Origin of the sequence: Micromonospora sp. NBC_01412, from assembly GCF_045040215.1 — a bacterium.
In the GTDB taxonomy this organism is placed as follows: Bacteria; Actinomycetota; Actinomycetes; order Mycobacteriales; family Micromonosporaceae; genus Micromonospora; species Micromonospora rubida.
The window spans coordinates 693,425-717,363 of sequence record NZ_CP109528.1; the positions used below are offsets into that span (position 1 = coordinate 693,425).

2 protein-coding genes are annotated in these 23,939 nt (G+C 67.2%); both read right to left on the reverse strand.

The genetic code is table 11. The annotated features are described in order from the left end of the window. Nucleotides 1-2 precede the first annotated feature (2 nt). Nucleotides 3-740, reverse strand: coding sequence for an IS6 family transposase (locus OG617_RS02930; protein WP_405098419.1), 738 nt, complete (start codon nt 738-740; stop codon nt 3-5). Between the two features lie 18 nt (nt 741-758). Then, entirely contained in the window at nt 759-23,831 is a 23,073-nt protein-coding gene (locus OG617_RS02935) for a hypothetical protein (protein WP_405098429.1), read from the reverse strand. Between the last annotated feature and the right edge of the window lie 108 nt (nt 23,832-23,939).

Here is a 23,939-nt window from a genome sequence, read left to right on the forward strand (position 1 = left end):
GGTCAGATCGCTCGCGCCAGTTCGGTGAAGGCGGCGGCCACCCGTAGCGCGGGCGGGACGTCGAGTCCGAGTTCGTAGTGTCCGCGTCGGAGGTTCTGCACGAAGGCGTGGCCGGTGATGATCGTCTGGGCGGTGCGGTCGGTGCGGAGCCCGCGCATCGGTCTGAGCCGGTGCTTGAGCTGGCTGTGATCAGCCTCGATCGGATTGTTGGCATGCCGCTCGACGTGGTGCCACGCCGACGGAACCAGCTCGTCGAGCACCCTCGGGTAGACCGGGTTCGCGTCGGTGACAACCTCGCTGGGCGTGACCTTCAGCGAGTTCAGCGCTCGATGGAAGAACCGCCGGGCCGCGGCGGCGTCCCGACGTGCCGAGACGAGCACGTCGATGACCTGCCCGTGCTGGTCCACCGTCCGGTAGACGTACCGCCAGACCCCGTTGACCTTGACGTAGGTCTCGTCAACGTGCCAGCGGTCACCCGGTGCGTGGCGCGCGAAGCGGGCGGCGTCGGCCAGCAGCGGGGTGAACCGCTGCACCCACCGGTAGACGGTGACGTGATCCACCTCGACACCCCGTTCGACCAGCAGCTCCTCCACGTCTCGGTAGGAGAGGTTGAACCGCAGGTACCAGCGGACCGCCAGGACGATCACCTCGGACGGGAACCGGAACCCAACGAACGCTGATGCGGGCGGAGACCAGGACCCGAGACGAGACAGCGACCTCACCGGCCAAGCAGACCACATCGGGCAAGCTGGAGTCGATCATGCTTCCGCCCAACGCAACAGAGCCGTCGATGCCGCCGGGGCTCCGGACGGTGCCCCCGACGTCGTGGCGAGGGAGCCCGCGAGACGCGGTCCGGAGGGGCCTGGCTCGGTGACGGTGCCCAGACGCTCAACCACGACGTGGAACAGCTCGGAGAGCTGCCTGTGGTAATGCGAGGCAGCGAGGCCGGAATGTGCCGGTGCCCCCGCCGGTGCTGACGGGCTCGGCCCGGCGGCGCCGGGAAGCTTCGTGACCGGCGTTTTGACCGGCACAACGGACCTGAGCGTGTCGATGGGGATACCCAGTTCCGTGGCGCTCTTCTCGTCGACCACCAGCTCGACGCTGCCGGCCCGCCTCATCGGGGCAAGGCCGGTCCCGGGCAGCCTGATCTCGTACTCGAGCATGGCGTAGACGAAGTAGACCGAGGTGTCCGCGCGCAGCCAGGCCCGATGCTCGATCCACGCGGTCTGGTCGGTGCCGACGGCTCTGCTCCGCTCCGCGCCGAAGGAGACCTGCGGCCCGACCGAGTTACCGGGAGCCACCTCGACACCGAGCGTGAAGGTGCCGGTCAGGTTCTCCCGATTGTTCTGGCTGCGGTTGTGGGCGACGAGATCGGTGCCATGGTCGTAGTTCTCCAGCTCGGCCTTCGCCATGTAGTAAAGCTGGCGGACCTCGCCGAATCTGGCCCGCACGCGGAAGCCGGCGGGCCCGGGGTCCACCACCTCGCTGGCGGTGGCCACCGAACGGAACCAGGCCCCCTGCTCGGTGAGCATCGCGGCGAGACTGCCCCGCATCGTCTCGAAGGTGAGCTGATCCGTGGCCGGCGGGACGGTCGCCGGATCGGAGACGCCGCCCACCCGGGTGGATCTCACCGCCTCGTGGATCACCCGTAGGCCGAGGATCCCCTCGACCAGAGCGGTGGGCGGTAGCACCCTCCCGAGCCTGGTCCCGAGGTCCGGCATGGGTTCTCCCCGGGGGACCGTGCCCTCGTCGGGCACGCTGACCACATGGTCCTCGTCCACTGTGATATTCGACGATCGGAGCGGCATGTCCCGGCCCCGCACCGTGCTCATCAGCCTGCCGACGGTTCCGTCCACGACCCGGGTACCCAGACTGGTGATCTCTCGGATCGTCGCGTTGAACCGGACCGCCTGGGTGAAGTCCATCAGCTTGTTGGCTCGTAGCCCGGCCATGAACAGCAGGTTCGAGCCACGCGTGTCGGCCTGCTCGACCCGCCCGGTCCGCCCGCCGGTCACCGTCAGACCCCAGTGCCCGTCAAGGCCCCCCGGCTGTCCCCCTCCGGTGAGTCCGCCGGCCACGCCGGTCGAGGCGACGTTACGACGGGTGGCGTCGCGATAGGCGTTGCCCCGTTCGTAGACCTTGACGCCGTTTCCGCCGGGACGGCTGTCCCGGGCCGGCCCGACCAACTCGGCGGACATCAGCACCTCGAAGACCCGGCCACCGGCCTGGAAGGTCCAGGCCGCGCCTCCGTCGCGCATCTTCGCCAGGTACGGACTCAACCAGGAGGGCAGCGACCGGACCTGGGTGACCAGTTCAGGCTCACCGAACCTGGCAGCCTCCGCGGCCAACCTCTCGCTCAAGCCCCCGAAACCCGCCTCCGCGCCCCCACCGTTGAACAGCATCGGCCACATCACGGCCCAGGAGAGGCCGTCCTGGAGGCTGACCGGTGGCAGCTTCTCGGTGCTCAGCGAACGGGCCATCGGCGGTGTCGGGGCCGGAGCCTCGTCGGGGGCCGAAGCCTTTGTCTTCGGGACGGGGACGGGGTCGTTCAGCAGCTCGGTGTTGTCGAAGGCGTCCTGGTTGGCGAGGACATCGGTCCGCAGCACGTTGAGCCATACCTCACCGAAGGTCTCGACGAGGGCGCCGCCCGCCGTCTCGACCCGGTTGACGACCACTGTGCGAACGATCGCCATGCGGGTGTCCTGGTAGACACCTCGGTAGCTGCCCACCGTGCGCAGTGACGCGGCGCTCTCCCCCGTCCCGGTAGACCTGGTGACGGCGCCGCTACCGGTCAGGAACTCGGCTTCGTCGGGGCCGAGGGCGGTCGCGCCGCCTGTCCCCTGCGCCTGCAAGCCGTGCTGGCTCAGGCTGTCGTTGCCCTGCTCGTGACCTACCTGACTTTCGAGCACCTGCTGGGTGTAGGGGAGCCAATCCTTGACGACCTCCGGGCGGCCGACCGGGCGGACGGTCAAATCGACGACCTGGTCTCCGATCGGGATCGTCGCGGATGCGGAGAGCCCCCGCATCAGGACGGTCTTGTAGACGGTCGGCGTCAGGCCCTGCCAGACGGCGGTCGCCGGCAGACCCGTCATCCGGATCAGCCTCTCCTGCAGCACCCCGACACCCTGGACACCGATCGTGGTATAGATCGCCGCCGTCATGGTGGTCAGCACCGAGCGCATCCGCCGGTCGTCCAGGAGCCCGGCCGGCGGGTCGACGCGGGTGCTGATCGGATCCAGGGATGGATCGGGCTGGGCGGCGACGACATCGAGCGGTGCGAGGGCCGATTGGCCGGCGTCGGCGTGCAGGGCGTTGGGTTGCAGCAGGATCGCTGTCGCCGGAACCTGCGCCGGCTGTTCCAACGACGCCTGGCCATGATTGGCGAACCAGCGCCAGCGGATCCCCACCTCGAACTCCGAGCTCGGCATCTTCTGCCCGTCGGTGTCGGAGGTCAACGCGGTGGACTGGGTCCGGCCGAGTTTGTCGGTCGCCGACCTGGTGAGTTGGCCGCCAACCTGCCCCTGCCCCAGGCCATCGCTCCTGCCCGTTCCGCCGGCCCCGGCGTACCCGGAGAGGTCGCTGATCCGACTGCTCGCGCCCTTGACGGCCATGGTGTCCACGCTCGTGTGGCCGTACTGCACCTGGTAGTCGGTGGCGCGCTGGTAGGTGTCGACGCCGGTGGCCTCGGCCCACAGACCGATGGTGAGCCCTCGGGTCAGGGAGACCGGCTCCGCGGGATGCGAGAAGACCCAGGTGACGCCCGGTTGTCCCGCGTCGGCGCTCAACACGTCGTCGGCCCTGGCCCGCAGGGACTCCTCCGACAGTTGGCTGACGAGCAACCGCCAGTTCAGGTACGCCTGGCCCGGCTGGTTGACGTCCGCGCCGGTCACCGACAACCCCTGCAACATTTCCCACGGCGTCCTTGTCCCGTCACCCACCGCCTGCCTCGGCAGGTACCCCTCGGTGACCATGAGCGCGGCGATCTGGTTGTAGAGTTCCGGCACGCCGTCGAGACGCTTGACGAAGTCCATCGTCAGCCCGAAGCGAGGGCCCGGCGTCCACCATTTCGGGCCGGCCGGGGCCGAGCTGGTCGACGCCGCCGTGGGGTTCTCCGCCGCGCCCGCCGACCCGCTCCCGGGGTCGGCCGCCGCCGTGTCGTCCGACAACGACCGTAGGGCGTCCGAGTGCATCATGAAGTGCGCGAAGCCGTCGATGTTCACCGGGGCGGGGGCTGTCACCACGTCCCCGTGCCGGTGGTGGACCTCCAACTGGACGGTGAAGTCGGCCAGCACGACCTGCAACGGGCCACCGACCCGCATGGCCCGGGTCAACATGGCCCGGTGATGGCGAATGAGCTGGTCACCGCTGCGCTGGGTGAGCTGGCCGCGCCCGCCGATCCTGAGATACTGCTCGATCACCCGCAGGCTTCCGGTCAGCGTGCCGCGGCCCGACCGCGTGGCGTCCTGACTGAGCAACGTCTTGATCACGACGGCCAGCACCCGGTCGAACCGGGTCTCGCCGCTCCGACTCACCTCACTGATCTTGGTGACCGCGCGGACCGGTTGGGCCAGGCCGCCGGCAGTGAGACTGAGGCTCAGATGCCGGCCGTCACGCTGCAACGTCTGGCGGAACACCTGCTGGTAGTGGCGGTCACCACTACGGTCGGTCGCGCTGGATCCCCTCGCGGGCCGCAGGATGTCCCGCAGGCCGAGGGCGAGCTGGTCATTGGACAGGTATGCCTCGACGACAGGCTTCCAGAACGCATAGTCCTGCGGGCTGAGCGCCTGCCGAACCCCGTCCAGCACCGAGTCGGCGAGCTGCACCCTCGGCACCGCGTGGTCCAGGTTCCACACCGGGAACTGCTCGGCGCTCGTGATCGTCGTTGTGCTCCGATAGTCGGGGTCGATGTTGGACGACAGCCCCGGTCGCTGGCTCTCCGGCAGGGAGTAGGGCAACTGGAACTGCGCCACCGCGTAGCGGACCTGGTGCTCGCGCAACGTGCCCTGCACGTCGCGGAGACTGAGCTCCCGCCACCGGCCGGTCGCCCGGTCCTGGACCCGGAGCACCCAGTTGACCGGCAGGTGCACCCAGCCCAGGGGCTCCTTGATCCGTAACTGCTGGAAGTCCGAGGTGGCGTTGGCGGCGAGCTGACGCCGGCCCCTGGTGTTCACCCGACCGTAGGTCGCCGCCACGTCCGCCCGGCCGGCGCTGACCGTGCCTGGAGCACCGAAGCCACCCCGATAGGCCACCCCGACGTCGAGGCTGCTGCCCTGCGCCTCGGACCGCCAGATCGCGGTGTCCCGGTAGCGGTAGATCCGGTTCTCCTGCTTGCCGGAGAACCGGGTGCTGCCCGCTTCCTTGCCGCCGAGCAGGCTGGCCGGCTCCACCACCGGCTCACCGGCCGCCACGGCCCACAGCCGAACGTCGTACGTCCGGCCCCCCGCCGTCACGGACAGCGCCGCACCGTCGTCGAGCACCTGACCGAACAGCGAAGCCAGCGTACGGTTGACGACCTCCTCGCTGATCTGCCCCCCACCGAACGGCACGGCCCGGTTGATCCAGGCGGTCAACTCCGGCACGAACGGCAACTCTTCGATGGCGTGGAACGCGGTAACCATTCTGCTGTGGTCCTCCGCCACACCCTCCGGGTTCGGCCGGCTGCCCGGCTTCCCGTCCTGCCAGCGCGAGATAGCCAGTTCGGTGAGCTGCCTCCGGGTGACCGCACGATGGAACCGAACCGCGGCGACGGCCGCATCGATCCCCGTTCGGGGTGGACTGGCTGCCCGCGCGTCGCGTACCAGGGTGGCCAGCTCCCGCACCTCGGCCGCACCCACCGCGCCCTCCACGCCCAGCAGCTCGAGCGCCATGGGCCGGTAGTCGGACAGCCCGGTGTACCAGCGGTCCCGCGCGTCGGCATAGAGCAGACGTCGGACGTTGACCAGCCCGGCGAGGTCATCCTCGGTGACCGGGGCCGGCTGTCGCGTAGCCGGGGCCACAGCGGCCCCGGGCAACGGATCGGGATCAGGCGACGACGCCGCAGGCGGTGGTGCGGTCGGGGCAGCCGACACCTCTGTCCACAGGCCGTCCAACTCGGCCTGGCGCTCCGCCGGCGAGTCCGCCTGGCCCGGCGCCTTCTGGATGTCACGCGTGTGCCGGGCGGAAACGGTCTGGTAAACAGCGGACCTGCCCAACGCGGGCAGCTTGACGGTGACGGACCGGGTCACGCCGGCCATCCACGCCTGCCCCGGATGCCTCTCCCTCCAGTGCTGGCGCGCGTCGCTCTCATCAGCGACCCGCCGCACGTTCGCCCAGGTGAGGGCCGCCCGGTCACCGAGCTTGTGGCGAAGCAGATCCTCCAGGTGCTCCAACCGCAACGGCCCGTCCGGCCGGGCACCGTCGTAGACCTTCCCGTACCGCCGGTAGGCCGACTCGATCACCTGGTTCAGCGTCTCCAGGTTCCCGTCCGTGGGTTCGAAGGACTCGCTGCTCTCGATCAACAGGTCGCGGGCCAGTCCGCGCAGCTCAAGCATTCGATCGCGCGACAGCGGGGGATTGTGCCGCCACGCCGCTATCCGCCGATCAAGATCCAATACGGTACGCGAGACCTCGGTCGGATCATCGAGCCGGATCCGCAGCGCGTCAAAGCCCGCACGCCGCGTCAGCGCGTCCAGGGTGACCGGCTCATTGCCTTCGACCAGGGACATGACGTACCCGGTCAGGCGGTCCATGTGCTGTTTGTTCACCACCAAGGCGGACGGGTCGAGCGCATGCTGGACGACCGGCAGGAACTGCATGTTCCCGGGCGCCCCCGGGTCGAGACCCAGAGCGCTGGTCCGCATCGGAAAGTCCCGGTACAACACGCTGCCGAGCAGGTGCCGGGCCCTCATCGTCGGCTCGTCGGTGCCCGCCGCCGTCCGCACAAGCTCGTCGGCACTCCGCTGCGCGGTCTCCTGCCAGGCCCGCATCTGCGCGGGCGGCGCATTGACCAAGATCCGAGCGAGCGGGACCGACGGCAGTTCACCGGTTTGCCGGGCCTCCTCGATCAGCCGGCTGAACTGCTCCAGCGCCTCCTCTACCGCCCGGACCTCCGGCGCGGCCGGCGAGGTCAGCTCCTGGGCCTGGCGGAGCCGCATCTCCAGGACGGGTTGCATGGCTACGACAAAGGCCGCGTCGAGCAACTCGGCGTCACTCGGCGGTGCCGTAGACGCGGTCGGGACCACCGGTTCCGACACCGGCTCCTCACGGGTTCGAACCGATCCCACCGGCACCTGGACGGCTGGCACCGGCGCGTACCGGGTTCGTTCGGCGTGCAGGACGTGTTCCTGGGCGTCGAACAGGTACGGCAGGCCCTCCCGGGTTGATCCGGACAGCTCGGCGTCGCGGAGCGAGGTCGTCGCGCTGGCCAGGGAGGTGAACACCTCGTCTCGAACCGCCTGGCCCGGGCTGCCCGTCGCCGCCTGGCTGTCCAGCGACCGTTCGAGCACACCGATCTGCCTACGCAACTCGGCGATGCCCATCGGCAGATCGAAGGTGGCCTCCTCCAGCCAGTCGCTGAGCGCGTCCGGCGTGAGCGCACCGATCACCGCATCCTCCACCGGTTCCCCGGCGTGGAAGGACAGCCACGCGTCGGGCCGGCCCGGCGCACCCGCGTGCAGCAGACCACCGGCGGCATACACCGGGCCCGGGGCAGCCAGAAACCAGACGGCCGGATGGGCAGCGGCGACCTGGCGAAGCTGGCCGGGGAATCGGGTAGACGCCCCGTTCAGGGCGACCACCACGACACCCGGACGGGTCGCAGCGATCGGCTGCATGACCAGTTCAAGAGATTCGACGAACCGCTGGGCGTTCACCTGACCGCCCGGCCGGGTCACCACGCGATCGTCAACGACCGCGATGAGGGTATCGTCCAACGCGGACAGCAGCCCGGCGTCGAGGTACGAGCGGTCCGAGACCTGACCGTCGAGCGCCGCCGCAGGCTGAGCTGATAGTGCCTGCGGACTCAGCCCTCCACTCCCGACCCCACCAGCAGACACACTACCGGCGGGTCCCGACACATCACGAGAACCGTCAACGCCAGCTGATATCACACCAAACTCGGACCTCACAAAAACTTCGGGAAGCCCCAGCCCGTCCAGGGGGTCGGTCTCAGAATCGGGCCTCCCAACAGCTTCGGAAACCACGGGCACCTGCCGCACCCGCTCACCAAATCGTGACCGCGACCTCACCGCAGGCGCTTCCGCCGCGTCCTGTGCGGGCTCCGCCTGTCCCGCCGGGTTCTGATCCGGCGCCACATCCTGCGGTGATGAGGGCGGGCCGTCACTGCCGCCGATTGGTGCTGTCTGTGCCGGGCCGCCCTCGTCCGGGATCAGGGAATTGAACCCTGCCCGGGTGGTCGGGCGGTCGTCGTTGACCGGTCCGCGCTCCGCCGCACCGTGCCGCCGGATCAGGTCGCCGCCGCTGAGCACCTGCCCGGCTTCGATCTCATCGATGGCGAACAGATGACGGGGGGCAAGCACGGTCTGACCGTCGAGGAAGCGACCGGCTGCGGTAGCAGGGAAGATCCGGTTGCGGTCACCGTGGCGACGCGGGTCACCGGTCGCTGGTGAACCGGTGTCTACCGGGAGCATCCGCCGCTGGCGCAGCACGTCACCACCCGGCCGGTCGTAGTACTCCTCGCGGATACCGAAGCGGTGGAGCACCTCCTCCAGGATCTCGGCGGGCGTCATCCCGACGGTCCACTCCTGCGTGTTGGGTCGTCCCGCCGGCTCTAGCCTGATCACCCCGTGGGCATCCGCTGCGGAGGCGTCGATGTCCACCACGAAGTGGGCCACCGCACCATCGGTGGACCGGTAGCCGGCGTTCATCTGGTGCAGAACGTCACGCAGCCTGTCCCGCACACCGTCGAGCGCCGCGTGGTCCACTCCCTCACCCAGCCGCACGTCCAGCCGCAACGTGCGCTCCCGCACCCGGGAGACCAGCCCGGTAGCCGGATCAGCCACTCGGAACTGCTGGATGTCGTAGTGCACGTCCACCGCCCGGGTAAGCCGTCGCCCTCCTTCATCGACCGTGTCCAGCGTCTCCGCCAGTTCGGTCGACACCATCCGCCGCGGTGCGGTAGATCGCAGGCCAGCCCACAGCGACTCATCCAGCCTGGCCTGGGGCGCAAACCAATCCGCGGTGAGATCAGCACGCCGGAGCCAGGACCGGTCCGCCAGAATCGACCGTCCCTCAGCAGCGGCACGCGCGAAATCGCGCCGGGCTAGTTCCTCGTCCAACCGCAGGGCAAACGCTTCCGGATTCTCGGCGCCCACGCCCACCATCGGATGAAGCTCGACCACCCGATCGAGGAAACCACTGTCCTCGACATACTGCGCTAGCCTGCCTGCGTCCCACCGCACATGCGATCCGTCGCTTGTCGGGACCAGAAGCCCACCGCGGTCGAACTCGACAACCATCCTGACGGTGTGATCGTCCGAGCCACCTGTAGCAGCGATCATGGTGCCGGACCGTCGGTCGGTGAGCACAAGGAGGTTGTCGGTCAGGCTGGTCACCATGGGCTTCCGCTCAAAACGCAGGCCGGCCTGTAGGGTGAGGTCGCGACCCCCTGGCAACGACTTGCCCTCTACCCGTTCCAACGAGATCAGCTTGGTGCGGTCGAGGACACTACCTCCGCGTTCGCCGGGCACGGGCATGTCCGTCAACAACAATTTGCCCTCGAACGGCTCGTGCCGCTTGAGGCCGGAGCTCAGGTTCTCGATCGAGGCGAACGTCGCCTTCGCGTCGATGGCGCCCCCCGGCACCAGCACATGGAGGTGATAGCCCGCCATTCTGGGCTGTTCCCGATAGGCGGTAACGAACCCCGGCCTAGTATCCGAATCCAGCTTGCCGTCAGGGTGGAGGCGATCCCGTCGAATATGGGCCGCCCAATCTTCATCTAGCGGAAGATCTGGAAGCACGATCCACGCTTCGCTAGCCGCCGTCGTCGTCCTGGGACCACCGGTCGGCATGCCAGGCAGCCCGTGCTCGGCCGTGAACCTGGGGGACAGGACAACTCCGTCCAGCGGGTCGATCGGTACGGGCCGCCCCTTCCCACGGTCCACGTCCCCGGTCCAGGCGCTGACCACCTTGATGTTCTTCACATCGCCTGAGGCGACGAAAGAGAAGCCCTTACCATCCTTAATCCGACGCCGGGGGACCCTTACCTCGTAGAAAATCTTCCCGGTGCCTGCGCCTGCACCCTTCCACTTCTCCCACTGATCCAGGCTAAAGACCCGGATCAGGCCGTTGCCCAGGCCCGACGACGCCAGGCCACGGGAAGCAATCACGCCGGGCATATGGTCGCTGACGACGAACCGCGCGCCCATGGGAGAGAAGGTGTCAAAAACGGACCGACCAGCCGGCGCCGTCCCTGCCGACGGAGCCTGTTTCCCCCTGGCGTCCTGGATTACCTGCCCGACCCGCACCGTCTCGGGCACTACCGCGGTGGCATCGGAAACCACGGGCACCTGCGGCGCCGCCGCAGGCTGAGCCGATGGCGCCCGCGGACTCAGCCCTCCACTCCCGACCCCACCAGCAGACACACTACCGGCGGGTCCCGACACATCACGAGAACCGTCAACGCCAGCTGATATCACAGCAGGCACGGACCTCACAAAAACTTCGGGAAGCCCCAGCCTGTCCAGGGGGTCGGTCTCAGAATCGGGCTTCCCAACAGCTTCGGAAACCACGGGCACCTGCCGCACCCGCCGCTCACCATATCCTGACCGCGACTTCACCCCGCTACGCTCGCCCTCAACAGCAGGCACACCATGGGCGGGTGGCGACGCCTCATGAGAACCGTCAACGTCAGCTGATATCACAGCAGGCACGGACCTCACAAAAACTTCGGGAAGCCCCAGCCTGTCCAGGGGGTCGGTCTCAGAATCGGGCTTCCCAACAGCTTCGGAAACCACGGGCACCTGCCGCACCCGCCGCTCACCATATCCTGACCGCGACTTCACCCCGCTACGCTCGCCCTCAACAGCAGGCACACCATGGGCGGGTGGCGACGCCTCATGAGAACCGTCAACGTCAGCTGATATCACAGCAGGCACGGACCTCACAAAAACTTCGGGAAGCCCCAGCCTGTCCAGGGGGTCGGTCTCAGAATCGGGCTTCCCAACAGCTTCGGAAACCACGGGCACCTGCCGCACCCGCCGCTCACCATATCCTGACCGCGACTTCACCCCGCTACGCTCGCCCTCAACAGCAGGCACACCATGGGCGGGTGGCGACGCCTCATGAGAACCGTCAACGTCAGCTGATATCACAGCAGGCACGGACCTCACAAAAACTTCGGGAAGCCCCAGCCTGTCCAGGGGGTCGGTCTCAGAATCGGGCTTCCCAACAGCTTCGGAAACCACGGGCACCTGCCGCACCCGCCGCTCACCATATCCTGACCGCGACTTCACCCCGCTACGCTCGCCCTCAACAGCAGGCACACCATGGGCGGGTGGCGACGCCTCATGAGAACCGTTGACGTCAGCTGGTGTCACAGCAGAGCCGGGCGTCGAGTGGACCTGGTCCGCCGCGTCCTGTGCGGGCACCGCCTGCCCCGCCGGGTTCTGATCCGGCGCCACATCCTGCCGTGTTGCGAGCGGGCCGTCACTGCCGCCGATTGGTGCTGTCTGTGCCGGGCCGCCCTCGTCCGGGATCTGCGAATTGAACCCTTCCGGGGTGGTGCCCCGACGCTGGCGCAGCGCGGCACCACCCGACCCGTCGTAGTACTCGAAGCCGTGGCGCACCTCCTCCAGCTCCAGGATCTCGGCGGGCGTCATCCCGAGGGTCCACTCCTGCGTGTTGCGTCGTCCCGCCGGCCTTAGCGTGATCACCCCGTGGGCATCGGCTGCGGAGGCGTCGATGTCCACCCCGGGATCTGGAAGGAGCGAGTTGTCCGGACTCCACGCCTGGGTGTCTTCCCCATAATCATCGGAATCGGCAAGGCTCTCGAAATCAGAATCGCTGCCGAGATCGGGGTCGCTGAGAAACGGATCCGCAGTTCTCTCGTCAGCATCTTCGGTGTTATTGAGGCGATTTTGAGTCGCGTCAACGATCTGCGTCGACGCCACTTCGACCGAGACAGCTAGTTCGACGACACCCTCAGCCACGGTGTCCTCTGTCTCGGAACGGCGACCGACAATCAGGTCCGACTGGTAGTCGACGTGCGGATTTATCGCCGTCAGCTTGTCATACAGTTCGCTACCGAGAGCTTGCTCCACGAGATTGACAGCAAGTGAACCCTCGATACTTGAATGCGTCTTGATCTCAAGGTCAACCCAATTGCCGAGATGGCTGTGCAGGACGGCGAACTCACCCAGCGCTTCAGCGAACGGCTTGACACGCAGGCGGAAACGATCGCTGGCATCACTCCCAACGTCGCCGCTGGAATCCTGGGTAAGCTCATCTGACGCCAACGCGATCGTGGACGATATGGCGAGCTTCCGCTCCAGGTGCCCGATCCGCTCTGCGACACCGTTTGCGGTCTCCCAACCCGCCGGTGCCACATCGGGCAGCACTGCGCCCTGCATTGCTGTGTCGATACGCCACAGGTGCCGTGGCCTGAAATGGGATTCGACTCCAAATAGGTTGGACATGAGCGAATCATCGTGGTGGACGGCGCCTCGCGCTCCCCGTCTAAGGAGGTTTGGGAAGATCCACGTTTGCAGTTCCCTGCTAAAAGAGTCCAGGTCCGATATCGAGTACTCCTCGTACCAGGTATCTTCATTTGGCATACCTGTTCCGGGCTTAACTATGGCCTCCCGGTGAGCCTGAGACCGATCCTCGACAATCTCAATCTCGGCCCGGAGAGTGACCCCCGCGAACGGTCTATTGTCCAAGCGCTGCTCGTGGAAATCGGCCGATACGCTCAGACGCTGGTTGAGCTGTGCCAACCCGTCTTTGACAGTTTGGCGTGCGCCTTGGAGCACCAGCTCCTTCTGGTCCGGTGTCAGCGTGGGGTCCGGTCGAAGGTACACCCGATGGGTTCTGATGCGAGTCCAGTTCCGGCCGCCCTCAGGACGCGGCTGTGACGACCACGTCTCGTCAAACAGCCGGTCGATCCCTGCTTCGTTAAGCATCTCAAGCATCGATGCAGGAGAGAACGCCTGGAAAATATCACCACGGGCGTCGAAGTTAGAGTATTCCTCTCCAAGGCCCACGTAATGCAACAGTTCGTGAGCGATCGTCTCAGGGCTAGCACCCGCAGGCCACTCGTCCTGGGATGCGTCGTCGTCGCCACCATCGATGACAGAGATCGTTTTATGGGCTTTGTAGGGGGCGTCGACGAATTCGACGTTTAACCGGAGCTCGTCACCACGCGCGCCCAGATAGTCGACCGGTTTGAAGAATCTGCCCACGTTGAACTTCTTCAGCGCCTCAGCCGTCGTGCGTCTAACTCTTTCGAGCTGGTCATCCGTGACCGTCTCATCTTCCGGTTGCAAATAGAGTCTGATGGTATATTCGCGCACCACCTGCATCTCGTGCGTTTCGGGGTGCCTCACCCAACCACGCCGAAGATCATACGCGTAGTCTTGGCCAACCAGCGTGGAGGTCGCTTGTGTCTCTGAGGCACCCCTGTCCCAGACCTGAGTCGGTGTCGCCCACATAGTATTGACGGTTTGCACTGGCAGCAGCCTCCTGTGCTGCTGCCAGTCCTCCTGCCACCATTCGGCAGGCAGAGGTTTCGAGTTGTCGGACCAACCGGTTTGGCCGGCCGGAGCCTCATAGTGCCGGTCGCGTAGCCCGGCAACCGCTTCCCGGGTCCCGCGATCCACAAGCTGGTTGTCCATGACGGCCTTGCGCAGGTCTATGCCAGCCGAGGCACGAATCTCCAGGGGTGTACGTGTAGATGATTGTGAAAGTGACGCAAAATGGTCACTTACCCTATCCATCGTACTCGTCCGCAGAATGTACCAAGGCACTCCGGAGACGTCTTCGGGCTGCTGGCCCGATATGATGGCTTCGAGTTTCTCGGCCACTTCACCTATCACCAGATCGGCCGGACTGGCCGTCGCTATGCCGCCGGGCATCTGACGGTTTGAAATCAGTGACTCGAGCTCCTCGGCCGCGTTGCGCATCGCCTGACCGTCGAACCCATCCCTCTCCACCCGGTCCAGGATTTTGTACACCGACGTCTGCAAGGCTAGGTCGTTTGTCAGGCGAGGCGTCAGATGACGGAGCAGATCAACCCGAATCACCCGCCCGGTTTCCGGCACTCCCACCAGCCATTCCGCAGGAAGCATCCCCGCGAGGAGCTCGCCGAGGCGCTGAAGCTGCGTGCCCGCACCTTGGCCGATCGCCGCGAGATCACCGAGGGCCGTGACGACCTGGCGCAGGTCTCTCGGGTTCGCCACGATGGCCTGTAGTGCTTGTTCCAGCAGGCCAAGGTGCGCGGTCCCGACGAGGCCGATGCCAGAGGCGAGCCAGGCCGCCACCAACACCACCCGGCGTCGTGCCGGAAGGACGGCGTCCACCAACCGGATGGCCTCCCAGATCTCGTCCGGTGTTACCGCCCTCGAGAGCGTGTTGAGGTCCAAGGCTATACGGTCGACAGACTTCGACTCGTCGAAGATGTTCGTAACCACGTTCTGCAACGTAACGACGTCCGGCGAACCCATCGGCGAATCCGCCATCAGCTTCAAACGACTGATCAATCGCGCTGCGGTAATGTGCGGTATTGTCTTATCCGAGATTCTGCCTAACAGGTCGCCAATCAGGTTCAGCCGCCGTGGGGAAATCTGGTCGGCGAGCATCACCAGCGCTTCGGCGACCTGCGGCAGGTCCTCCGAACTCCGTCTCGCCATTTCTTTTAGGTCTTCCACGGATATGCCTTCATCCAGTGCCGCTTGTAGCACCTCCTGTGCCGAAGAGGACACTGAACCCTGCAGCTCCAGCGCGAGGACCGAGATCAGCTTCGCATGGTCACGGCTGTCGAGCGCATCCCGTACCGCCGTTTCGAACCTGGCCAACTCGGCAGCCGATAGCTGATCCCGAAGCTTCCGCCACGCCCCCCGCCGGTCCGCTATCTGTGCTGCCGAGCCCTGATCGAGTACGGGATGGGCATCGCCGCCGACCACGTCAGCCACCAGGCTGCGAACCTTCCCCGCGCGCGGATCACCCGCAGGTAACGCCAGCCGATTCATGACATAGGCCGCAGCCGTCTGCGCCGCCTGCGATGAGTCGACCTGGCGAAGCGCACCCAACACCATGCGCGCCGAGTCCCCCGACGCCGACGTCAGGGCAAAGGTCAGTCCTGGAGGCAGATGCTCTCCTCCTGCGTCACCACCAGCCAACACCGGCTCAAGCGCTGCGTGTAGCGGATCCGCCTTCGACACCGCGCTCAACACCCACGCCCGGGCTACCCGCTCCTGATCGGAAGATCTGGCCAGATCCAACGCCCCATCAACAACGCCCTTCTGGAGGCGATCGGGAAGCACCTGACGAGCCCGCCGAAACACATCCACAACGTCAACGTCGCTGAAAGGCTGACTAGAATCCGCAGCCACTTCAATCGCATGCTGCATCATCGAAGCCGCCCCCGACCCGAGGTCGACTCCATACACGACCGGCGTAAACCAGCTCTGCAAGGCGCGGTGAGGCGCTACTGGAAGCACATCCAATATTGCTTCATAGAGATCCGAAAAATCCGCCTCACCCTCGGGAAGCAGATTCACGGCATTGGCGACTCGGCGGGCTGCATCAGCTCTGAGCTCCGGAGACGACGAGTCCAACAACCCGATCACCGCAGAAATGAGCTGGGTTGGGGCGGCATCAGGTAGCAGGCCCGTCGCCATATTCGTCAGATAAACGCCCACAATACGCCTATACGAATCATGTGATAGCACGGCACGCAGTGCGGCGAACATGGCCTCCGACCCACCGGAAACGGCCTCCAGTGCAGCCAGTTGATCAGCGAAGGCACCCACATCGGGCAGTTGTCCATCCTCTACTCCTTCGAAATCCTGCGGTGTTGCGAGCGGGCCGTCACTGCCGCCGATTGGTGCTGTCTGTGCCGGGCCGCCCTCGTCCGGGATCAGGGAATTGAACCCTGCCCGGGTGGTCGGGCGGTCGTCGTTGACCGGTCCGCGCTCCGCCGCACCGTGCCGCCGGATCAGGTCGCCGCCGCTGAGCACCTGCCCGACTTCGATCTCATCGATGGCGAACAGATGACGAGGGGCAAGCACGGTCTGACCGTCGAGGAAGCGACCGGCTGCGGTAGCAGGGAAGATCCGGTTGCGGTCACCGTGGCGACGCGGGTCACCGGTCGCTGGTGAACCGGTGTCTACCGGGAGCATCCGCCGCTGGCGCAGCACGTCACCACCCGGCCGGTCGTAGTACTCCTCGCGGATACCGAAGCGGTGGAGCACCTCCTCCAGGATCTCGGCGGGCGTCATCCCGACGGTCCACTCCTGCGTGTTGGGTCGTCCCGCCGGCTCTAGCCTGATCACCCCGTGGGCATCCGCTGCGGAGGCGTCGATGTCCACCACGAAGTGGGCCACCGCACCATCGGTGGACCGGTAGCCGGCGTTCATCTGGTGCAGAACGTCACGCAGCCTGTCCCGCACACCGTCGAGCGCCGCGTGGTCCACTCCCTCACCCAGCCGCACGTCCAGCCGCAACGTGCGCTCCCGCACCCGGGAGACCAGCCCGGTAGCCGGATCAGCCACTCGGAACTGCTGGATGTCGTAGTGCACGTCCACCGCCCGGGTAAGCCGTCGCCCTCCTTCATCGACCGTGTCCAGCGTCTCCGCCAGTTCGGTCGACACCATCCGCCGCGGTGCGGTAGATCGCAGGCCAGCCCACAGCGACTCATCCAGCCTGGCCTGGGGCGCAAACCAATCCGCGGTGAGATCAGCACGCCGGAGCCAGGACCGGTCCGCCAGAATCGACCGTCCCTCAGCAGCGGCACGCGCGAAATCGCGCCGGGCCAGTTCCTCGTCCAACCGCAGGGCAAACGCTTCCGGATTCTCGGCGCCCACGCCCACCATCGGATGAAGCTCGACCACCCGATCGAGGAAACCACTGTCCTCGACATACTGCGCTAGCCTGCCTGCGTCCCACCGCACATGCGATCCGTCGCTTGTCGGGACCAGAAGCCCACCGCGGTCGAACTCGACAACCATCCTGACGGTGTGATCGTCCGAGCCACCTGTAGCAGCGATCATGGTGCCGGACCGTCGGTCGGTGAGCACAAGGAGGTTGTCGGTCAGGCTGGTCACCATGGGCTTCCGCTCAAAGCTCATGTCGCGTACGGAGACTTCGCGATCCCCTCGCACCGACGTACCCGCTACCCGTTCCATATGGAGCAGCTTGGTGCGGTCGAGGACACTACTTCCGCCTCGGCGTTCGCCGGGCACGGGCATGTCCGTCAACAACAATATGTTCCCCTCGAGCCGCACGAGCCGCCTGAGATGGGAGTTCAGGTTATTGCGCGAGGCTAGCGTCCCGCTCAGGTCGATGGCGCCCGCCGGCACCCGCACACGGAGGTGATAGCCCGGCAGATTGGGCTGTTCCCGATAGGCGGTAACGAACCCCGGCCGAGTATCCGAATCCAGCTTGCCGTCAGGGTAGAGGTGATCCCGTCGAACATAGGCCGCCAAATCGTCATCTGGCGGCGGATTGTCAAGCACGATCCACGCGTCGATAGGACCCTGCGTCCTCGTGAAACTATCGCGCGGTAGGCCAGGCACCCCGTGCTCGGCCGTGAACCTGGGGGACAGGACAACTCCGTCCAGCGGGTCGATCGGTACGGGCCGCCCCTCCCCCCGGTTCGCGTTCCCGGTCCAGGCGTCGACCACCTTGATGTGCTTCACATTGTCTGGAATGACGAAAGAGGCGACCTTATCGACGATGTCGTAATCGTTTAGGATTTCAACGCTATGAACCCGACGCGAGGAAACTTTTACCTTGTAGAAAACCTTCCCGGTGGCCCCGGTCTTCAACTCTTCAGCGGTGAAGACCTCGATCAGGCCGTTTTCCATGCCCGGCGACGTCAGGCCACGGGAAGCAATCACGCCGGGCATATGTTCGCTGACGACGAACAGGTTCCGGGCGGAGTCACTTCTGCTGAAAATGGCATGCCACGCCGTCCCTGCCGACGGAACCTGTTTCCCCCTGGCGTCCTGGATTACCTGCCCGACCCGCACCGTCTCGAGCGCTACCGCGGTGGCATCGGAAACCACGGGCACCTGCGGCGCGGCCGCAGGCTGAGCTGATAGTGCCTGCGGACTCAGCCCTCCACTCCCGACCCCACCAGCAGACACACTACCGGCGGGTGGCGACGCCTCATGAGAACCGTCGACGCCAGCTGATATCACAGCAGGCACGGACCTCACAAAAACTTCGGGAAGCCCCAGCCCGTTCAGGGGGTCGGTCTCAGAATCGGGCCTCCCAACAGAATCGGGCCTCCCAACAGCTTCGGAAACCACGGGCACCTGCCGCACCCGCCGCTCACCAAATCGTGACCGCGACTCCACCCCTTTACGCACTCGCCGCTCACCATATCCTGACCGCGACTTCACCCCGCTACGCTCGCCCTCACCAGCAGGCACACCATGGGCGGGTGGCGACGCCTCATGAGAACCGTTGACGTCAGCTGGTGTCACAGCAGAGCCGGGCGTCGAGTGGACCTGGTCCGCCGCGTCCTGTGCGGGCTCCGCCTGTCCCGCCGGGTTCTGATCCGGCGCCACATCCTGCGGTGTTGCGAGCGGGCCGTCACTGCCGCCGATTGGTGCTGTCTGTGCCGGGCCGCCCTCGTCCGGGATCAGGGAATTGAACCCTGCCCGGGTGGTCGGGCGGTCGTCGTTGACCGGTCCGCGCTCCGCCGCACCGTGCCGCCGGATCAGGTCGCCGCCGCTGAGCACCTGCCCGACTTCGATCTCATCGATGGCGAACAGATGACGAGGGGCAAGCACGGTCTGACCGTCGAGGAAGCGACCGGCCGCGGTAGCAGGGAAGATCCGGTTGCGGTCACCGTGGCGACGCGGGTCACCGGTCGCTGGTGAACCGGTGTCTACCGGGAGCATCCGCCGCTGGCGCAGCACGTCACCACCCGGCCGGTCGTAGTACTCCTCGCGGATACCGAAGCGGTGGAGCACCTCCTCCAGGATCTCGGCGGGCGTCATCCCGACGGTCCACTCCTGCGTGTTGGGTCGTCCCGCCGGCTCTAGCCTGATCACCCCGTGGGCATCCGCTGCGGAGACGTCGATGTCCACCACGAAGTGGGCCACCGCACCATCGGTGGACCGGTAGCCGGCGTTCATCTGGTGCAGAACGTCACGCAGCCTGTCCCGCACACCGTCGAGCGCCGCGTGGTCCACTCCCTCACCCAGCCGCACGTCCAGCCGCAACGTGCGCTCCCGCACCCGGGAGACCAGCCCGGTAGCCGGATCAGCCACTCGGAACTGCTGGATGTCGTAGTGCACGTCCACCGCCCGGGTAAGCCGTCGCCCTCCTTCATCGACCGTGTCCAGCGTCTCCGCCAGTTCGGTCGACACCATCCGCCGCGGTGCGGTAGATCGCAGGCCAGCCCACAGCGACTCATCCAGCCTGGCCTGGGGCGCAAACCAATCCGCGGTGAGATCAGCACGCCGGAGCCAGGACCGGTCCGCCAGAATCGACCGTCCCTCAGCAGCGGCACGCGCGAAATCGCGCCGGGCCAGTTCCTCGTCCAACCGCAGGGCAAACGCTTCCGGATTCTCGGCGCCCACGCCCACCATCGGATGAAGCTCGACCACCCGATCGAGGAAACCACTGTCCTCGACATACTGCGCTAGCCTGCCTGCGTCCCACCGCACATGCGATCCGTCGCTTGTCGGGACCACAAGCCCACCGCGGTCGAACTCGACGCCAAGCGGCGTCGCGGCGGTTTGGTCCCTGTCCGGCCGTGTTCCGGCGTTCAAGCGCGGTTCCGCGGTCGGGGAGTTGTTCCGCTCTGTTCGGGCGACTCCTGGGCCGTTGTTCTCTAGGATGAGGGGCCCGGCTGCCGGCAGGTTTCTGCCCTGGTGGTCCAGGTCTACCACGTCGGCGGTTACGGTGTCGGGGTTGGCGGTCTCCGCGAAGGCATCCCCGGCGGTCTTTTCACGGGTGAGCCAGGTGGGCGGGCCGTCGCGTTCGTATAGTCGGTGGATCTCGGTGGCGGCTTTGCGGCGGTAGGAGTCGGCCAGGTTGGCGAGGACCGGGTTGGTGAGGGGCTGCTGGTCGGCGTTTGGCTTGGTTAGGTCGGCGAAGTCTGCTCCGGCGCGGCGCAGGGCGTCCTCGGCGCGGACGTCGAACACCAGGTCGGCGTTGATCCGGTGGGCCACATCGGCCTGGATGTCGGCCAGGCGTCGGCTCAACGCGTCGTCGAGTTGGGGTATCTTCCCCTGCGCGAACGCGTTTCGGCTGACTGCCTCGATGGGGGCGAGCACGTCGGCGGCGACATCCTCGAACAGTCTGCCGAGCGTGGTGTGGGTGATCTGAGCCTCGGGGCCATCGGAGTTGGGCCTGGCCAGATGCGCGTCGATGTCGACCGGTGGGGCGTCCGGTGTGGTCAGGTACAGGGTGTCGAACTGACCTCTCACGACGTCGACGAAGGCTTCTCGGATGCTGTCCTGCTGGTCACGCCGCCACAGGGCGAACCACACCTCCGCCCCGGCGCGGCTCTCGATCTCGGCCATCCGGCGGTCCAGTGCCGTGTCAAGGTCCGCGAGGGTGGTGGGCGCGCTGACCGGGCCGTCGGTGTTGGACCTGGGCGCCGGGGTGTCGGTTTCGGCGTGTTCCGACCATGCGCGCACCAGGTCGCTGACCGCGCGGGTGTCCACGCCTCCCAGGTCCGCGCCCGCCGTGGTGAATTCGCCCACCTGAGTGGCGGGGTTGGTGTCGGCTGCGCGGGTGTGCCCGCTCGCCCCTCCAGAGAGGATTTGCCGGACCTCGGCATAGGTGAGGTTCTCGTCGAAATCATCCGCTATGTCACGGATCATCCGGTCGATTTCGGCGACGCTGTGGTCGATCACGGACTCCTCGATCAACCGGCGCCGGATCTTGGCGTCGTGGCCGTCGACCAGGTCGCCCCGCCCGCCGCCAATCACGTCGTTTGGTGGCGCCGGATCCGGGTCATCGAGTCTGCCGGAGACCTCGGCCACCAACTCGGCGCGCTGCTGTGGGGTCAGTGGTCCGAAAGCGTCACCGGTGTGTGCCCGCAACGGCTCCAGCAGGTAGCTGGCCATGTTGTCGCGGACACGTTGGACGGCCTCGGGCGACATCGCCGTGGGCTCGTCGGACCGGGGGTTGGTGGTGGCGGCGGCCAGGTCGGTGATCCGACCGTCCAGCCGGTCGAGGATTGGTGCCAGGTCGGAGGCAAGGGCGACCCAGGTTTCGGCGGTGGCCAGGGCGTGACCATCGCCCCGCTCGAGTACTTCGGCGGTCAGCGTATCGCCCCGGTTGAGTACTTCGGCGGTCAGCATGTCGCGTAGGGCCTGCTCGGCGCGGGAGGACCAGGGGAGGTCCGCCTTCCGGGTATCCGCGACAAGGTCGTCCAGTAGGGACTGAACTGTGACCACAGGTTCGAAGCTGCTCTTGACCTGCGCGAGGACCGCGGGCCGTTGGGCATCGCGTTCCCGCCACCAGGCGCGTTCGTGTGCGGTGGGGGTGACGTCGGGTGACGGGCTGCCGGCCGCCGTGGCGTCGGCGACAGCGGGCGGGGCCTCGGGCGTGACAGCGGAGGTAGGGCTGTCGGCCGTGCTCGATGTGGCGACGCCAGACGCTCCCGATGTCGCGGCTGTGCTGGTAGCGGATGCCGAAGGGGATGGGGGGGAGGTCGGGGAGAGGCCGGGCAGGCCCGGCGTGGCCGAGCCGGTGGCCGGACGCACCGCCGACGCACTCGCGCCGGCCTGAGTAGTACCGGCCGGCCTCCGGCTGTGCCTGATCACCTGCGGCGTCGACTGAGTGGCCGCGGAGGAGGACGAGCCGCTGCCGACCACCGCCGAGGAGGACGAGGACGAGGCGGTGGGAACAGCCGAGGACCCGGTGGAGACCGTCGAGGAGGAGGACGATCCGGTGGGTACGGCCGTGGCGGTCGAACTGCTCAGGGAGGTGGCGTTTCCGCTCTGGGTGGCCGGTGCGGACGAGGATGTCGGAGCTGCCGGGGCAGGGCTCGTCTGCGTCGCGGGCGTGGCGGGGGCGGGAGCCGGGGCACCGCTGCCAGCGGCCTGGCCGACCGGAGTGCCGGTGGCCGTCGGCCCGGTCAACGTCGGGGCGGCGGGGGTGGGTTGGGCCGCCGCGGCCGGGGCTGCGGGCACGGCCGAGGCCGAGCCCTCGGACACACTCGCGAGCCCGCCGGCGATGGCAGAGGCACCAGAGACGGCAGAGGTGTCGGTGACGGCAGAGGCGCCGGTGACGGCGGAGGCGCCGGTGACGGCGGAGGCGCCGGTGGTCGTACCGGATGATGTTGCTGCCGGGGCGGCAACCGTGGGCGAGGAAGAGGCCGGCGCCGCCGCGGCGGACTCGGCGGTCGCGACGGGGGTGCCGGCCGTCGACGCGGCCGCGGTCGACGCGGCGGTCCCCTCGCCGGCCTGCGACTGCCCGGCATGCGATCCGGTGGTGGTGGCGGTGCCGGTCGCACCGCTGGTCGCACCGCTGGTCGCGGTGCCGGTCGCGGTGCCGGTCGCGGTGCTGGTCGCACCGCTGGTCGCGGTGCCGGTCGTTCCCGGAATGGTCGCCGGGGTTTCCGATTCGGTCTGGTTCGCGCCCTGAGCGGAAGCGGTCGAGCTTGCCGTCGATGTGGTGCCCGCTCCGCTGCTGCTGGTGGTGGCCGGGCTGGACGAGCCCATCGGGGCCGTCGAGTTGGAGAGGGGCGAGCTGCTGTCGCTGGGCAGGCCTGCCGTGCTGCCGAGCTCGGGTTTCGCGTCGCCGGATACTCTCCCCGCCGCGAGTGTCAGGGGGTTCGCGGCGCCGGGTGCGTGGGCGTGGGCGCCGGGGGCGGCGCCGAAGAGGCCCTCGGTGATGACCCGCCAGTCGAACTCGCCGGTGATGCCGGTCAGTGCGCCTGCGGCGATGGTGCCTGCCATGGCCCCCTCGGCCCCGTACTTGGCGATGAGCGCGGCTTTCTGGGCGGCCCTGCGCGCCATGCTGGCGCCAAGCGCGTCGTCGAAGAGCCTGGGTAGGAAGCGGCCCATTGTGGCGTCACCCGCCACCTTGGACAGCACGCCTGCGGGGGCCATGATGGCGCCGGTGATGGCAGCCATCTTGGTGGCCTCGACGTCCCAGTTCTCGCGCTTGGAGAACAACATTTGCAGGGTCTGGGTTCCGGCGTCCATGACAAGCTGCATGCCGAGTCCGTAGGCCAGCGCTCTCAGCAGCCAGTTGAGCATGGCCTTGGAGAAGATCCTGGCGAGGGTGATCCGAGCCGGGGCGAGCCAGAGCCCGAACAGCGTGCTCGCCAGAATGGCCAACTCGACCATCAGCTGGATCGCCGACGCGATGATCATCCACTTGGCGTACTCGACCTGTTCAGCGGACTGTTGCGCCGTTTGTCGCAGCGCCTTGGACCTTGTGGTGAGTTGGGCCAACCCCGGCCCGACTTTGGTCCGCATGAACGTTTCGAACTCAGTGGCCGACCCGCCGGACCATGCCTGCACCAGCGAGTCGGTCGCGGCGCCCACACCACCCGAAACCGATTCGAGGGCCGACGCCGCAGCTGCCCAGGCCGTTGCGAGGTCGTAGAGCTTCTGCTCATCGGCCTCCGGCCACTCCTCGCCGACGACGATCTCCAGAAACTTCTTCAACTCCGGCGAAGGCTGCCACGACGAGAAGGACACGGCTGCTCCAAGAACACTCTGGTGGGATGCGGCCCGCTCCGGCCGCGGGAATCGACGCCCTCGCGGTAGGCGCGGGATGTCCACGGTGGGCATCCCACGCCTACCGCG